Source organism: Mycobacterium sp. 2YAF39, from assembly GCF_052114565.1.
In the GTDB taxonomy this organism is placed as follows: Bacteria; Actinomycetota; Actinomycetes; order Mycobacteriales; family Mycobacteriaceae; genus Mycobacterium.
On the sequence record NZ_JBFREZ010000001.1, the window covers coordinates 827,975 to 843,151 of the forward strand.

The 15,177-nt window shown below is 66.0% G+C and carries 16 protein-coding genes; 11 read left to right on the forward strand and 5 right to left on the reverse strand.

Annotation, left to right across the window (positions count from 1 at the left end; translation table 11 throughout):
* Nucleotides 1-47 precede the first annotated feature (47 nt).
* Together AB4Z42_RS04170 and AB4Z42_RS04175 are read left to right on the forward strand one after the other, a co-directional pair.
* Nucleotides 48-932 (forward strand): universal stress protein, encoded by an 885-nt coding sequence (locus AB4Z42_RS04170; protein ID WP_442007827.1) that lies wholly within the window; start codon nucleotides 48-50, stop codon nucleotides 930-932.
* Nucleotides 933-1,068: 136 nt separating this feature from the next.
* On the forward strand, nucleotides 1,069-2,436 hold the full coding sequence (locus tag AB4Z42_RS04175; protein WP_442007828.1) for a 13E12 repeat family protein: 1,368 nt from the start codon (nucleotides 1,069-1,071) through the stop codon (nucleotides 2,434-2,436).
* Between the two features lie 17 nt (nucleotides 2,437-2,453).
* Here AB4Z42_RS04175 and AB4Z42_RS04180 read toward each other — a convergent pair whose 3' ends face one another.
* Both AB4Z42_RS04180 and AB4Z42_RS04185 read right to left on the reverse strand, forming a co-directional pair.
* Complete coding sequence (locus AB4Z42_RS04180) at nucleotides 2,454-2,927, reverse strand: ATPase (protein WP_442007829.1); 474 nt, start codon at nucleotides 2,925-2,927, stop codon at nucleotides 2,454-2,456.
* A complete protein-coding gene (locus AB4Z42_RS04185) occupies nucleotides 2,924-3,610 on the reverse strand; it encodes a DUF899 domain-containing protein (protein ID WP_442007830.1) in 687 nt (228 codons plus the stop codon). The genes AB4Z42_RS04180 and AB4Z42_RS04185 overlap by 4 nt, the downstream gene beginning before the upstream one ends.
* A 118-nt stretch (nucleotides 3,611-3,728) precedes the next feature.
* Between AB4Z42_RS04185 and AB4Z42_RS04190 the strand changes: the two genes are divergently transcribed.
* Entirely contained in the window at nucleotides 3,729-7,022 is a 3,294-nt protein-coding gene (locus tag AB4Z42_RS04190) for an error-prone DNA polymerase (RefSeq protein ID WP_442007831.1), read from the forward strand.
* Nucleotides 7,023-7,026: 4 nt separating this feature from the next.
* Here the strand turns inward: AB4Z42_RS04190 and AB4Z42_RS04195 are convergent, their stop codons facing one another.
* Nucleotides 7,027-7,443 carry a TIGR03667 family PPOX class F420-dependent oxidoreductase gene (locus AB4Z42_RS04195; protein ID WP_442007832.1) on the reverse strand — a complete coding sequence of 139 codons (417 nt, stop codon included), beginning with the start codon at nucleotides 7,441-7,443 and terminating at the stop codon, nucleotides 7,027-7,029.
* Between the two features lie 23 nt (nucleotides 7,444-7,466).
* Here AB4Z42_RS04195 and AB4Z42_RS04200 point away from each other — a divergent pair, with 23 nt between their 5' ends.
* A complete protein-coding gene (locus AB4Z42_RS04200) occupies nucleotides 7,467-8,105 on the forward strand; it encodes a nitroreductase family protein (RefSeq protein WP_442007833.1) in 639 nt (212 codons plus the stop codon).
* A 1-nt stretch (nucleotide 8,106) separates the two neighbouring features.
* Here AB4Z42_RS04200 and AB4Z42_RS04205 read toward each other — a convergent pair whose 3' ends face one another.
* Together AB4Z42_RS04205 and mbp1 are read right to left on the reverse strand one after the other, a co-directional pair.
* Complete coding sequence (locus AB4Z42_RS04205; RefSeq protein WP_442007834.1) at nucleotides 8,107-8,571, reverse strand: tRNA (cytidine(34)-2'-O)-methyltransferase; 465 nt, start codon at nucleotides 8,569-8,571, stop codon at nucleotides 8,107-8,109.
* Between the two features lie 81 nt (nucleotides 8,572-8,652).
* Entirely contained in the window at nucleotides 8,653-8,895 is a 243-nt protein-coding gene (gene mbp1, locus AB4Z42_RS04210; RefSeq protein WP_442007835.1) for a microaggregate-binding protein 1, read from the reverse strand.
* A 322-nt stretch (nucleotides 8,896-9,217) separates the two neighbouring features.
* On the opposite strand from mbp1, the gene AB4Z42_RS04215 reads away from it, so the two are divergent.
* From AB4Z42_RS04215 to AB4Z42_RS04245, 7 genes are read left to right on the forward strand one after another with little or no spacing between them, the layout of a single operon-like run.
* Nucleotides 9,218-11,941 carry a HAMP domain-containing sensor histidine kinase gene (locus AB4Z42_RS04215; protein WP_442007836.1) on the forward strand — a complete coding sequence of 908 codons (2,724 nt, stop codon included), beginning with the start codon at nucleotides 9,218-9,220 and terminating at the stop codon, nucleotides 11,939-11,941.
* A complete protein-coding gene (locus tag AB4Z42_RS04220) occupies nucleotides 11,938-12,357 on the forward strand; it encodes a roadblock/LC7 domain-containing protein (protein ID WP_442007837.1) in 420 nt (139 codons plus the stop codon). Before AB4Z42_RS04215 ends, AB4Z42_RS04220 begins: the two co-directional genes overlap by 4 nt.
* Nucleotides 12,358-12,364: 7 nt before the next feature.
* Nucleotides 12,365-12,721, forward strand: a complete 357-nt coding sequence (locus tag AB4Z42_RS04225) for a DUF742 domain-containing protein (protein WP_442007838.1) — start codon at nucleotides 12,365-12,367, stop codon at nucleotides 12,719-12,721.
* On the forward strand, nucleotides 12,702-13,283 hold the full coding sequence (locus AB4Z42_RS04230) for a GTP-binding protein (protein ID WP_442007839.1): 582 nt from the start codon (nucleotides 12,702-12,704) through the stop codon (nucleotides 13,281-13,283). Before AB4Z42_RS04225 ends, AB4Z42_RS04230 begins: the two co-directional genes overlap by 20 nt.
* The gene (locus tag AB4Z42_RS04235) at nucleotides 13,249-13,851 is read left to right on the forward strand and encodes a pentapeptide repeat-containing protein (protein ID WP_442007840.1); all 603 of its coding nucleotides are present in this window, start codon (nucleotides 13,249-13,251) and stop codon (nucleotides 13,849-13,851) included. Before AB4Z42_RS04230 ends, AB4Z42_RS04235 begins: the two co-directional genes overlap by 35 nt.
* A 54-nt stretch (nucleotides 13,852-13,905) precedes the next feature.
* On the forward strand, nucleotides 13,906-14,772 hold the full coding sequence (locus AB4Z42_RS04240; protein WP_442007841.1) for a pyridoxamine 5'-phosphate oxidase family protein: 867 nt from the start codon (nucleotides 13,906-13,908) through the stop codon (nucleotides 14,770-14,772).
* 17 nt (nucleotides 14,773-14,789) lie between these two features.
* Nucleotides 14,790-15,146, forward strand: a complete 357-nt coding sequence (locus tag AB4Z42_RS04245) for a nuclear transport factor 2 family protein (protein WP_442007842.1) — start codon at nucleotides 14,790-14,792, stop codon at nucleotides 15,144-15,146.
* The last annotated feature ends 31 nt before the right edge of the window (nucleotides 15,147-15,177 follow it).

Here is a 15,177-nt window from a genome sequence, read left to right on the forward strand (position 1 = left end):
TCTCAAACCGCGGGTAACCGCGGCCGGGCGTTGACAGGATCCCAGCTATGAAGCTGATCGTTGGATACCTGGCAACATCGGGCGGCGCCGACGCATTGGCGCTGGGCGTGCGGCTGGCCCGCACGCTCGATGCCGAACTCGGGGTGAGCATCATCTTGCCGCCGGATCGTGCGGTGCCCTCGCTTGTGCCGATCGGATACGACGAGCACCTCGCCGAGCAGGCTGAGCACTGGCTCGCTGAGGCGCGTTCGTCGATACCCGCCGACATCACGGCGGGCACGCACGTCAGCTTCGACGACTCGTACGCCGATGGGCTGATCAAAGAGGCGGCACGCGTGCAGGCCGACCTCATCGTCGTCGGCGGCTCGGGTGGTGGCATTGCAGGCAGCTATTCGTTGGGCTCGGTCGTCAACGAACTCCTTCACTCGGCGCCCGTGCCTGTCGCCGTGGCTCCGCGAGGTACCCGCGAATCGTCGATCGACCGTGTCCGCGAGGTGACATGCGCAATCGGCGAGCGTGTTGGCGCGGATCTGCTACTCGACACCGCCGTGCGGTTCAGCAGCGCGGCCGGAACTCCGCTGCGGCTGGCGTCGCTGGTTGCGCTGGACCCGATCTTCGGCACGCTCCGTGGGGACGACGAAGCTGTTCGTGAACGTGCGCTCGCACACGCCAAGCACACTCTGGATACGGCGAAAAGCAATCTCCCCGAAGGCTTTCCGGTGGAATCGACGGTTGTCGACGGCCGTACGGTCGAGGAGGCGGTCAGTAAGCTTGCGTGGCACGACGGTGATCTGATCATGGTGGGATCGAGTCGGCTCAGCGCGCCAAGGCGTCTGTTCCTCGGTTCGACGGCCGCGAAGATGCTGCGGGTGCTGGAGGTCCCGATGGTGGTCGTTCCGCGTGATCAGTTCGACGATGCGGATCTGCCGTGAGCGATGGCGAGAGTCGCTAGCAGGGCGCACCGACAAGTCGTCTCAATTATCCACAATCGCGTGTTCATCCACAGGCTTTGTTGGTCTGCGTTCGGGAATGGCCGGTTGTGGCGGTGGGTGTCGTTAGCGTTGTGGTATGGGCGAATTCATCACCGGAGCGGTGGCACGCGAGAGGTTGCGCGCGCTGCTGGATCAGGTCGATGGCGCGTACGCCCAGATGCGTGAGTTGTCGTCTGACGATGTGGGCAGTCTGTTCCGGGTGGAGATGGCCGAGCGCCTCGAGACGCAGGAGCGCACCAACCGGGGGCTGATGTACCGGGTGTTCGGTCAGATCGCCGACCCGCCCGATGAGACGGGATTGGTGGGCGCGCTGATCGACAGCCTCTGGGCGCGGCTGCGGATTCCGCCTAGCGAGATCAAGCGCCGCATGAAGGTGGCCAAGCGCATCCGGCCGCGCCGTCAGCTCTCCGGCCCGCAACTGCCACCGGAGTTGCCACTGGTCGCCGACGCCGTTGCGGAGGGTGTCGTAGGGGAGGACCACCTGCGTGCGATCACCGGCGCGATGGGCAGGTTGCCATCGTGTGCGTCGGCCGACGATCGGGTGGAGGTGGAACGGAGCCTGGTCCGGGAAGCGGTCAAGAATGACGCCGAGATCGTCAAGGCGGCCGGACGCCACATAGCGGAGATCTTCAATCCTGATGGCAATTTCGACGAAGCCGACCGCGCCCGTCGGCGAGGCATGGTGCTGGGACCACAGGGTCCCGACGGGATGTCGCAGCTGTCAGGCTGGATCGACCCCGAAACCCGCTGCTATGTCGAGGCCGCTACAGCCGCGGTGCGCCCGGGTCGCCATCTGCCAGACGGCAGCATCGCCGAGGCACCCGATGACCGCAGCCCGTCGCAACGCTGCCATGACGGCATCAAACTCGGACTCAAGGCCGGCATCGCGTCCGGCGAGCTGGGCGCACATCGTGGGCACGCCGTCACGGTAATCGCGCGCACCACCCTTGCCGAGCTCAACCAGGCCGCCCACGCCGTGAATGATCCCGGCGTGCCGATGCCCTCGCCGGCGCGCACCGGCGGCAACACCGCGTTGCCGATGCGCGACCTGATCCGGATGGCCGCCGGCGGCATCCACTATCTGGCGGTGTTCGACGATCACGGCGAGCGCCCGATCTACCTGGGCCGCCAGAAACGTGTGGCCACCGCCGATCAGCGCGTCATCTGTTATGCCCGCGACGGCGGATGTACAAGGCCGAATTGCGTCGAGCCCGGCTATCACTGCGAGGTGCACCACGCCGTGGATTGGGCTGCCGGCGGTAAGACCGACGCCGACATGCTGTTCTTCGCCTGCGGACCCGATCACGCGGCCGTGACCAAGGGGCGATGGCAGACGACCGTCACCGACAGTGGACGGCTGTCATGGACCGACGGCACCCGGCCCCCGGATATCAACCATGCGCATCACCCTGCAGAATTCCTGCGCGGCGATCCGGACCCGTAACGATCCAGTGGATGGAATCAGTGGACGGCGCGTTCCAATGATGCAAGCGACGCCTCGATGAAATCCTGCCCGAACACGGGAACCCCGACGGTGTCGCGGAATTGCTGTTCGGTGTCACTCCAGTCGTAGGTCATAGTGACTTCGGTACCGGAAGCGCTGGGAGCCAAGTCGTATCGCCACCACCAACCGCCGGGGCTGTGTTCGCCGTCGTCGGTCAGCTGGCCCGGCAGCCACGCGATGGTCTTGTCGCGCTCGAACTCGGTGACCAGATTGTGTATTACGTAGTGGCCACCGGCTTGCTCGAGAAACATGTTGACCGCGAACATCTGGCCGCTGGCCGTGATGGGTTCGGTGTCCTTCGCGTCGCGGACCCAGTCGCCGGGTTCGGTGTCCTTATGGCGGGTCGGGTCGGCGAGCACCGCGAAGATCTTCGCGGGGTCGGCGGCGATGGTCCTCGTCACGACGTAGCGCTCCTCGCTTGTGCCGGTCATTCGGCGCCCTTTCCGTAGGCCTTTGCGATCTCCGGTGTATCGGGCCAATGTGACCAGGCCGGGCCGGACGGCCAGCCTTCGGGGGAGTCCTGCCAGTCTTCCTGGCGGCCCCACGGCAGCAGGTCGATCAGCGGGAACGTATGGGTGAGTTGCTCGGTCCCGCGGCCGTCGGTGTGCCAGGTCCGGTAGACCTTGCCGCCGTCGCGAAGAAACACGTTGACCGCGAATCCCTCGCCGGGGCCCGCGTCGACGTCGGCGCCGAAGGAGCTCTCCGACGATGAATACCAGACCATCGTGTTGCCGACCTTGGCCTTGTAGGCGAGCGCGTCGTCGATCGGCCCGTTGGTGACGATCACCATGCGGGCGTCGAAGTAGCCGAGGAACTCCAGTCGGGTCCAGCTCGACGTGAGGCCGGTGCAGCCGGGGCACTGCCACTCCTCGTTGTCGAACCACATGTGGTTGTAGACGATCAGCTGCGATTTGCCGTCGAACACGTCGACCAGACGGACGGGGCCGTCCTCGCCGATCAACGTGTAGTCGGGCATCTCGACCATGGGCAGGCGACGGCGCTGCGCGGCAATCGCGTCCAGTTCACGCGTCGCGGCCTTCTCCCGCTTGCGTAGGTCATCGAGTGCGGTGCGCCAGGCGTCTTGGTCGACGACTGGGGGCAGGGCGGACGTCATGCGGGCCTCCTCTTCCGGTGTGCTCCCTGTGTAGACCGGATCCCCGCGCAGAAATCATCGCTGCCGGATCATCCTCCGCCGAGATGCTGTTAGAACATGTGTTCGATACACTGTGATGGTGGGCTGGCATACGGGGCCGCCGAGCTGGACGGAAATGGAGCGGGTGCTCAACGGCAAACCGCGCCATGCCGGCTGGCCTATCGACGAGCAGATCGGCGACGGCGGCGACAGTCCGGCGTGGTCGCGAAAGCGTGGGGCCTACCAGGCGGAGGGCATCGATCGGCCCGCCTCAGCAGTGCCGTATGCGGAACTGCACACGCACTCGGCGTACAGCTTCCTCGACGGTGCCAGCACGCCGGAGGAACTCGTCGAGGAGGCTGTCCGTCTCGACCTGCGCGCCATCGCGCTGACCGATCACGACGGCCTCTATGGCGTGGTGCGCTTCGCCGAGGCCGCCAGGGAACTGGACATTTCGACGGTGTTCGGCGCCGAACTGTCGCTGGGTGGGGGCGACCGGACCGAGGACCCCGACCCGCCGGGGCCGCATCTGCTGGTGCTCGCCCGCGGTCCGGAGGGATACCGGCGGCTGTCGCGCGAGCTCGCGAAGGCGCATCTGGCCGGCGGTGAGAAGGGCAAGCTGCACTACGACTACGACGCGTTGACCGAGGCCGCGGCCGGACACTGGCACATCCTGACCGGATGCCGCAAAGGACATGTCCGCCAGGCGCTTTCGTCGGGTGGGCCGGAGGCGGCGACCAAGGCGCTTGCCGACCTGGTGGACCGGTTCGGCCGCGACCGGGTCAGCATCGAGCTCACCCATCACGGGCATCCCTGCGACGACGAGCGCAACGAGGTCCTGGCCGAACTGGCACCCAGGTTCGGTCTCGGAGTCGTCGCCACCACCGCGGCTCACTTCGCCGAACCGTCCCGCGGCAGGCTGGCCATGGCCATGGGTGCGATCCGGGCTCGGCACTCGATGGACGAGGCTGCCGGTTACCTTGCCCCGCTGGGGGGTTCGCACCTGCGGTCGGGGGCGGAGATGGCGCGGTATTTCGCGCATCGCCCCGAGATCGTCGAGGCGGCAGCCGACCTCGGCGAGCAGTGCGCGTTCGGGCTGGCCCTGATCGCTCCGCAGTTGCCGCCCTTCGATGTCCCCGACGGCCACACCGAAGACAGCTGGCTGAGGCATTTGGTCATGGAAGGCGCACGCCACCGGTACGGCTCTCCGGAGCGTGCGCCGGGGGCATACTCCCAGATCGAGCATGAACTGAAAATCATTGAGCAGCTGACATTTCCGGGCTACTTCCTGGTTGTCCACGACATCACCCGGTTCTGCAAGGACAACAACATCCTGGCCCAGGGCAGAGGCTCGGCGGCCAACTCAGCCGTCTGTTACGCCCTCGGAGTCACCAATGTCGACCCGGTCGCCAACGAGTTGCTATTCGAGCGGTTCCTGTCTCCGGCGCGAGACGGACCTCCCGACATCGACATCGACATCGAATCGGATCTGCGGGAGAACGCGATCCAGTACGTCTACAACCGCTACGGCAGGGACTACGCCGCCCAGGTGGCCAACGTCATCACGTACCGGGGCCGCAGCGCTGTCCGCGACATGGCCCGCGCGCTGGGGTTCTCTCAAGGCCAGCAGGACGCCTGGAGCAAGCAGCTCGGCCAGTGGGGAAATCTGGCCGAGTCGCCTCACGTCGAGGACATTCCCGAACCGGTGATCGACCTGGCGCAGCAGATCTCCAATCTGCCGCGGCACATGGGCATCCACTCCGGCGGCATGGTGATCTGCGACCGCCCCATCGCCGATGTCTGCCCGGTGGAGTGGGCGCGGATGGAGAACCGCAGCGTGCTGCAGTGGGACAAAGACGACTGCGCGGCAATCGGTTTGGTGAAGTTCGACATGCTGGGCCTCGGCATGCTTTCGGCTTTGCACTACGTCATCGACCTGGTGCGCGAGCACAAGGGCCTGGACGTCGACCTGGCCAAGCTGGACCTGTCCGAACCCGCGGTGTACGAGATGTTGCAGCGCGCCGACTCCGTCGGGGTGTTCCAGGTGGAGTCCCGTGCGCAGATGGCCACCCTGCCGCGGCTGAAGCCGCGGGTGTTCTACGACCTGGTGGTCGAGGTCGCGCTGATCCGCCCGGGCCCGATCCAGGGCGGGTCGGTGCATCCCTACATCAAACGACGCAACGGGGAAGAGGCCGTCACCTACGATCACCCGTCGATGGAAACCGCCCTGCGAAAGACCTTGGGTGTGCCACTGTTTCAGGAACAGCTCATGCAGCTGGCGGTGGACTGCGCGGGGTTCTCCGCCGCCGAGGCCGACCAGTTGCGCCGCGCCATGGGATCCAAACGCTCCACCGAACGTATGCAGCGATTGCGGGGCAGGTTCTTCGACGGCATGCGGGAACGGCACGGCGTCACGGGGGAGGTGGCCGAGCGGATCTACGAAAAGCTGGAGGCGTTCGCCAATTTCGGTTTCCCGGAAAGTCATTCGCTGTCATTTGCATCGCTGGTGTTCTACTCGTCGTGGTTCAAGCTGCACCACCCCGCGGCGTTCTGCGCCGCGCTGCTGCGAGCGCAGCCGATGGGCTTCTACTCGCCACAGTCGCTGGTGGCCGACGCCCGCAGGCACGGGGTCACCGTCCACGGACCGGACACCAACGCCAGCCTCGCGCACGCGACGCTGGAGAACGCGGGCACCAAAGTGCGACTGGGTCTCGGCAGCATCCGCCACATCGGCGACGATCTGGCCGAACGCATCGTCGACGAACGAAAAGCCAACGGACCGTTCACCTCTCTGCTGGACCTCACCCAGCGGATTCAGCTGAGCGTTCCGCAGACCGAGGCGCTGGCCACCGCGGGAGCGCTCGGCTGCTTCGGGATCAGCCGACGCGAAGGACTGTGGGCCGCAGGCGCGGCAGCCACCCAACGACCTGACCGGCTGCCCGGAGTGGGGTCGTCATCGCAGATACCCTCGCTGCCCGGCATGACCGAACTCGAGTTGGCTGCCGCCGATGTGTGGGCGACGGGTGTCTCGTCCGACAGCTATCCCACTCAGTTCCTGCGCGAGAACCTCGACGCGCTCGGCGTCGTTCCGGCCAACAAGCTGCTGGAGGTTCCTGACGGGACCCGGGTGCTGGTGGCCGGGGCGGTGACTCACCGTCAGCGGCCGGCGACGGCGCAGGGCGTCACGTTCGTCAACCTCGAGGACGAGACCGGGATGGTCAACGTCATGTGCTCGCGTGGGGTTTGGGCGCGGCACCGCAAGCTGGCGCAGACGGCGTCGGCGCTGTTGGTCCGCGGCCAGGTACAGAACGCCACCGGCGCGGTCACCATCGTCGCCGACCGCATGGGCAAACTCGATATGCGGGTGGCGTCGAAGTCCCGCGACTTCAGGTAGCGAGTCAGTCGGCGGTCGGGGTGGTCCAGACCTTGTCGACGTTGATCTTCAGTCGCAGGTTGTAGGCGCCGAGGAATTCGTCGGTGAAGCCGAGGCTGGCTGCCAGCTCACCGTACTTCGCGTGATATCGCTCGTCCTGCAACGGATCCGCGTTCTCGGCGTCGACGGTTGCCTCACCACCGACCACGATGACGCCCGACCCGGTGCCGTCCGAATCCAGATTCAGGCTGACGCGGGGATGGTTCCTGATGTGCCGGACCTTGGCGGCGCCCGGTTCGGTGTAGACGAACACGTCCTTGCCGTCGAAGTAGAACCACACCAACTTCGGAACCGGTTGGCCGGATTTGGCGACAGTGGTCAACCACCCGGAATGATCGGCTGAAAGCCTGCTGGACACCTCTTGCGTGAATTCGACTGCCATACCGGCGAATGTAGTCTCGAAACGTGACCCTGAACTTGTCGGCCGATGAAGTCCTGACCACCACCCGCTCGGTGCGCAAGAGGCTGGACCTGGAGAAGCCGGTACCGCGCGAAGTACTGCTGGAATGTCTGGACTTGGCGCTCCAGGCGCCGACGGGTTCCAACTCTCAGGGTTGGCAGTGGGTGTTCGTCGACGACCCCGAGAAGAAGAAGGCCCTCGCCGACATCTACAAGCACAACGCGACGCGCTACCTCGACCGGGAGCGGCCGACGCACGGCGACATCCGTGATGACCAGGTCGGAGCCGTCATGAACTCCGCGATGTTCCTGGCAGAACATTTCCACGAGGTGCCGGTGATGATGGTCCCGTGCCTGCAGGGCAGTCCCGACGAGGCGGTAGCGGGCAGCGCCGGGTTCTGGGGGTCACTGCTTCCCGCGGTGTGGAGCTACATGCTTGCGCTGCGCTCGCGCGGACTCGGCTCGGCGTGGACGACGCTGCACCTCGTCGGCAAGGGCGAGAAGCTGGCCGCAGAAGTCCTCGGCATCCCGTTCGACCAGTACCGGCAGGGTGGGCTGTTCCCGATCGCCTACACCAAGGGCACCGATTTCCGTCGCGCCAAGCGGCTGCCCGCCGAACAGTTCGCGCACTGGAATTCATGGTGAATCAGACGGCACCCGTGAATCCGTGCTGGCGCCACGCTTCGTAGACGACGACCGCGGCGGCGTTCGACAGGTTCAGTGACCGCCTTCCGGCGAGCATCGGGATGCGCAACTGCGCGGTGATGTGCGGGTCTGCCAATGTCGCGGCGTCCAGTCCGGTGGGTTCGGGGCCGAACATCACCACATCGCCCGCTTCGTAGCTGACAGCGTCGAACCGTGCGCTGGCATGTGCGGTGAACGCGTACACGCGCTGCGGTTGCAACGCCTCCCATGCCGCGGTCAGGTCGCGGTGCACGGTGACCGACGCGAGGTCGTGATAGTCCAGCCCGGCGCGACGGAGTTTGGGTTCGGACAAGTCGAACCCGAGCGGCTCGACCAGATGCAATTCGCAACCCGTCGCGGCGACCATCCGGATCGCATTACCGGTGTTGGGTGCGATGCGCGGCGAAAAGAACAGCACGTTGAACACAACTCGCTATCTTCCCCGACCCGCCGGAACGAGGAACACCCCCGACTCCCAGGAGTCGGGGGTGCTTCGACCGTTCGAATGTCAGGACTTGCTAGCCGCCTTCTGGCGGGTCTCCTGCACCTTGGCCTTGGCGCGAGCCTTCTCGGCCTCAGCCTCTTTACCGGCTGCCTCGAGTTGATTGGAGGCCTTGTCGACCTGCGCGCGACCCTCTTCCTGAAGATCGTCGCGGCTCAAGATCAAACCGATGACCTGCTTGGTGAATCCGATGGCACCTGAAACGATGCCCCTCACGGCCTCGATCGCGCCGTTGTTGTTCTCCGCCATTAGTCCCCTCCTACTTCGATGGCTTCGTGCACTCCCGATACTTCGCGTAGGTGCTTGCTCGTGCAAGCACTTGTTAGCATCTTCACAAAGGGTTTAGATCGCACACTTTCGGGCCAGCGGGCAGTCGTATACCGGTTGTTTGCTCGGGCTCCCACGACCGACTTGACGTTGGGTTTGCGAACTCTGTCTGTTCAGTAAGAACCGTGGAGTCGACCGCGCAAGGCTGGCATACTCGTGCAATTGCCAGGCGCACAACGCCAGCTCGCGGATGCGGGCGAATTCGCAGGAAGCTTATGAATCACGAGAACACGGTCGAGCGCCGATGAGCGTCTTCACGCACTTCGACGGTCCGCCTGACAATTTCGAACCCGAAGCGGCGCCGCCGCCCAAGCGCCCGCACCGGCTGTCGGTGTCCAATTGGCCGGTTCGCTGGAAAGTGCTCGCGATCGTATTGGTGCCACTTGTTCTCGCCGGCGTGTTCGGCGGATTGCGCATATACAGCAGCGTCACCGAAGCCACCGATTTGCGCCGCGCCGCCGACCGCACCGAAATGGTGCCGGCGATCGTGAATTACATGGCCGCACTCGACGGTGCGATGCTGGCGAGTTCCACCGGAGGCGATCCGCAGGCCGCGCTCACCGAGTTCGACTCCAGCAAGCGGGAATTGCAGCGCAGGCTGTCGGACACCGAAATCGCGGCCGACGTCAACAAGGGCGTCACGAGCATGATCGCTGACGGCCAGGCGTTGATGGACAAGGTCACGTCCAACAGCATTACCCTGTTCGAACGCATCACCACCTACGCGCCGATCCTGCTGTCCGCCGAGGACGCCATCAACGGGTCGGTCCGAGTCGACGATGAGCGGATCACCGCTGAGACTCTCGGGTTGTCCCGCGCGGTCGGTGCACGCGGTCAGATGACGATGCAGCAGCTGCTGGTGAATCTCGGCGATGAACTCCCCGAACCTGAGCTGCGGACCAGGATGATCGCGCTGGCCGGTACCGAGCCCTCGACGCTGTCCGGGATAAGTCAGGTACTCGGCGTCGGCTCGGCCGAAGCCCAGCGGCTGCAGGGCGAGATGGTCAAGCGGTTGGCGATCATGTCGGATCCGGCAGCCGTCCTGGTCAACAACCCAGACCTGCGGGCATCGGAGGCTCTCACCGACCAGATCGCCGGGAAGGTCATCACCGATACCACCGAGTCGGTGACGTCCACGGTGGATCAGCGGGCCGCCGCGCAACGCAGCGCGGCCATCCGCGACGCGGCGGTCGTCGGTGGTGCGATGCTGCTGGCGCTGATCGTGGTCGTCGTGGTGGCGCGCTCGCTCGTGCGGCCCCTTCGCCGACTGCGTGACAGTGCGCTGCGGGTTGCCCATGACGATCTGGCTCGCGAGATCGAAGAGGTGCGTGCAGGCGGCGACCCCGGGCCGATCGAACACATTCCGGTGCACACGTCGGACGAAGTGGGTCAGGTCGCACACGCCGTCGACGAGCTGCACGAGCAGGCGGTACTGCTGGCCGGCGAGCAGTCGCGGCTGCAATTCCAGGTCGGCGATATGTTCGAGACTCTGTCGCGGCGCAGTCGTTCACTGGTCGACCAGCAGCTGTCGCTCATCGACCGGCTCGAACGCAACGAGGAGGATCCCGAGCGGCTCGAGAGCCTGTTCCGTCTCGACCACCTCGCCGCCCGCATGCGGCGCAACGGCGCCAACCTGCTGGTGCTCGCCGGCGCGAAGGTGCCCCGCGATCAAGCTGAGCCGGTGCCCGTTTCGGCGATCATCAACGCGGCGGCTTCGGAGGTCGAGGACTACACCCGCGTCATCACCGCCACGGTCCCCGACAGCGACGTCGCGGGCTCCGTCGCGGGCGACCTTGTCCATCTGCTGGCCGAGCTGCTCGACAACGCGCTGCGCAATTCGCCACCGATGTCACAGGTGCGGGTGTCCGCCGTGCACACCGGCAACGGCGGACTCGTCATCGAGGTCAGCGACATAGGTATCGGTATGACCGATTCGGACCTGCGGGTGGCCAACACGCGTCTGCAGTCCGGCGGTGAGGTCGACCCGTACACCGCTCGGCACATGGGGCTGTTCGTGGTCGGACGACTCGCATCGCACCACGGTCTGGTGGTCAGGTTGCGCAGCACGATTGCGGGCGAACCGAATTCGGGCACGACGGCCGGCGTCCACGTGCCCATTGAGCTGCTCGGCGGAGCGGACGCGCATCACCAGTTCGGCGAACCCGTGTATCGCGCGCCCGAACACGACCGCGAGGACACCTGGGACGACTACGAGGAAGTGCCGGAGGCGCAGTACCGCAACGGCCACTCCGACGTGCCGATCGCACTGCTGCCACAACGCGATCCCGGCGCCAGCGGGATATCCGACCTCCCGGCATCTCTGGGGCCGTCGGCCGCCCCGCAGCCGGACCAGGCCGCCGACGAGTGGCCCGCCGATGACTGGCCGGAAGACTCCATGCCCGCGCAGGCCGCTCGGCCTGCCGACACGTCCGGGTTCTTCGCCGCCAGGCAGCAGGCGGCAGGTGTGCCCGCCGAAACCGTCGAACCGCAGGAGCCGCAGGTCGCGCCCGAACGGTCGGTGACAGCCGGCTCCGACGACGCCATTTACCAGTCGATGCTCTCCGAATGGCTGGTCGATCCGAACGACCTGGCCAACAGCACGGATCTGAACTGGGAATCGGTGTGGGACAGCGGTTGGTCAGCAGCGGAAGCGGCCGACGACACCCCTGTCGAGCAGCACACCGAGGAAGGCCTTCCGATGCGCCAGCCCGGCGTCCGGCTGGTCCCCGGTTCGGCTGAAACCGCAGGTAGCGAGGGCGGGCGCCACGGCAGCGGCGGCGCTCACCGAGGCACCGGCAGCGGCGACGAGGTAGCATCGGCGGCTGAGTTCGGCTCCGAGAAGCCGGACGCGAAGACCCCGCCGCAGCGCGACCCCGAAGCCGTCCGCGCGAGTATGAGCAGTCATTTCGGCGGTGTCCACGCGGGCCGGTCGCACGCGAGAGAGACCAGAGGAACAGATAGCCAATGACCTACCCGTCACGATCGACGCAGCGCGATTCGCTCGACTGGCTGGTCTCCAGGTTCGCCCGCGAAGTATCGGGAGTCACCCACGCGGTTCTGGTTTCCGCCGACGGCCTCTTGATGGCGTCCAGTGAGCACATCCCAGTTGAACGTGCCGACCAGCTGGCCGCCGTCTCCTCGGGGCTCGCCAGTCTGTCGACGGGTGCCGCGCAACTGTTCGACGGCGGCTACGTCATGCAGTCGGTCGTCGAGATGGAGAACGGCTACCTGCTGTTGATGCGCGTCGGCGACGGTTCGAATCTGGCGACGCTCGCCGCGCGCAACTGTGACATCGGCCAAATCGGTTACGAGATGGCGATTCTGGTGGAACGGGTGGGCGCCGTGGTGCAGTCGTCGCGGCGGCGCGCACCACAGCATTCGTGAGTGGTCGATGGACGATCAGGAAGAACCGCATCTGGTCCGGCCGTACACGCTGACGGCCGGTCGCACCGAACCGCAGGTTGACCTGCCGCTGGAGGCGCCGATCGGGAAACTCGCCACTGCGAAGGCGTCTCGGTGGCCCGGCAACGATGTACGGGGCCAGATCCTCACCATGAGTGTCGGACTCCCGTCCGTCGCCGAGATCGCCGCCGGATTGGCGCTACCTCTCGGGGTGGCCCGGGTGCTGATCGGCGATCTGGTGACGCAGGGATACCTGCAGGTCCACACCACCCTCGGTGATTCGTCCACGAGCGACGAACGACGAGAACTCATAGGAAGGACGCTGCGTGGCCTCAGGGCACTCTGAGAGGCGGGCCGCCGCTTCGACGAAGATCGTCATCTCCGGCGGGTTCGGCGCCGGTAAGACGACGTTCGTGGGCGCAGTCTCCGAGATCATGCCGCTGCGGACCGAGGCGCTGGTGACCAATGCGTCCGCAGGCGTCGACGGCCTTGAAGCGACCCCGTCGAAGACCACCACCACGGTGGCCATGGACTTCGGCCGCATCACCCTCGACCAGGACCTGGTGCTGTACCTGTTCGGGACACCGGGCCAGCGCAGGTTCTGGTTCATGTGGGACGACCTGATCCGCGGCGCCATCGGTGCCATCATTCTGGTCGACGTCCGTCGCCTCCAGGACAGCTTCGCCGCAGTGGACTTCTTCGAAGCGCGCCGTATTCCGTTCCTGGTGGCAATCAATGAATTCGAGGGCGCGCCAAAGTATTCCACCCATTCCGTGCGCAAGGCGCTGGCCCTTTCGGATCACATACCGATGATGTCGGTCGACGCTCGGGACCGCCACTCCGCCCGAGCCGCGTTGATCGAGGTCACCGAGTATGCGCTCAACATCCTCAGCTCGCTGCCCGGCTGATTCGGTGGACGACGACGACGAGGTCTGGGCGGACAGGGAGTTCGTCTCCCACGACTTCCGCGACGACGATCTCAGCCGGCTGCGCACGGAGCGCGCGGTGTTCGACGACTGCGACTTCCGTGGTGTCGACCTCACCGAGTCCGAACACGTCGGCTCGGCATTCCGGAACTGCCGATTCGAGCGGGCGACCCTGCACCACAGCACGTTCCGGCACTGCAGCATGCTCGGATCGGTGTTCACCGGATGCCGGATGCGACCGCTGACACTGGTGGAGGTCGACATGACGCTCGCCGTCCTCGGCGGCTGCGATCTCAGGAGTGTCGACCTGTCCGGGTGCCGGCTACGGGAAGCCGGCCTCGTCGAAACGGATCTTCGCAAGGCGGTGTTGCGCGGCGCCGACCTACGAGGTGCGCGCTTGGGGAAGACCCGTCTCGAGGAGGCCGATCTGCGGGGCGCGCGTACCGACGCGACCTTCTGGACCACCGCCGTCCTGCGTGGTGCGAAGATCGACGTCGACCAGGGCCTCGCCTACGCCGTCGCGCATGGGCTCGACATCTCCGGCGGCTGACCCCGCGGATCAGGCGTCGGGGAATAACCGCTGCACGGGCACGTTGACAGCGTCATGACCGCGCTAACGGGCTTTCACGCGGGAGAACTCGCGGTCCAGGACCGCGCGGGCGTTCGTGCGCAGGCGGCCCGCCTCGGGAATGCGATGCTCTCAACCCCCGATCTGAACGGCGGAATCGGCGGACTCCTTGCCGGCCGCGACTTCGCCGTCCTCACCGCCCGCGACGCCGATGGCCGGTTGTGGACATCACCGCTGTTCTCGTCGCCCGGATTTCTCGAAGCGCACGACCAGGAACTGCGCGTCCACGCCGTCCCGGGCAGCGGCGATCCGCTGTATCACCTCGCGGCCAACCAGCAGGCCGGAATGCTCGCCATCGAGTTCGCCACCCGTCGCAGGGTGCGGGTCAACGGCACCATCATCGGTGTCGGCGACGATGACCTGCTGCTGTCGGTCGATCAGGCATACGGCAACTGCCCCAAGTACATTCATCCACGCCATCTGGAACACGCCGACATTGTTGGGCAGCCCGTCGAACGGTCGTCGACGCTGAGCGCCGAGCACCGCGAGCTCATCACGCATGCCGATACCTTCTTCCTCGGCACCATCCATCCGACTCGCGGCGCGGACGCCTCCCATCGGGGCGGGCCACCCGGGTTCGTCCACGTCGACGGCGACACCCTGTGGTGGCCGGACTACCCGGGCAACAACATGTTCAACAGCTTCGGCAATCTGGCCGTCGATCCGAGCGCCGCGTTGCTCTTCATCGACTTCGACACGGGCGCAACGCTGCACGTCTCCGGGAAGGCCGCCGTCGAATGGGTGACTCCCAGTGACATGGACGGCGGTACGGGACGTCGCGTGAGATTGACGATCGAGTCGGTAGTGTGGGGAGCCCGCATCGGGCTGCACAGCGCCCGGTGACAACGTAAGGACCGGCGGTGAGCACACGTCGTACCATCGAAAAGTGGGTCGAGCTGTTCAACACCGGTGATGCCGAGGGGATTTCGGCACTTTACGCCGACGACGCGGTGAACCACCAGATCGCGCTCGAACCGGTTGTAGGCCGGGCCGCGATCGAACAGTTCCATCGCGAGACCTTCTCAGGCGGCCCGCTCACCTGCACACCGATCAACCTCGTCGTCGACGATGAGTGGGGCGCGCTGGAATGGGTCGACCCGGACGGTTTCCGCGGATGCGGATTCTTCCAGGTCCGTTGCGGGCAGATCGTGCACCAGCGGGGCTATTGGGACAGTGCACAGCTCGAAGAGACTCATCCGGACATGCACGATCGCTAACGCTCGCGATTCCCGCGTGCGCGCCGGTCGG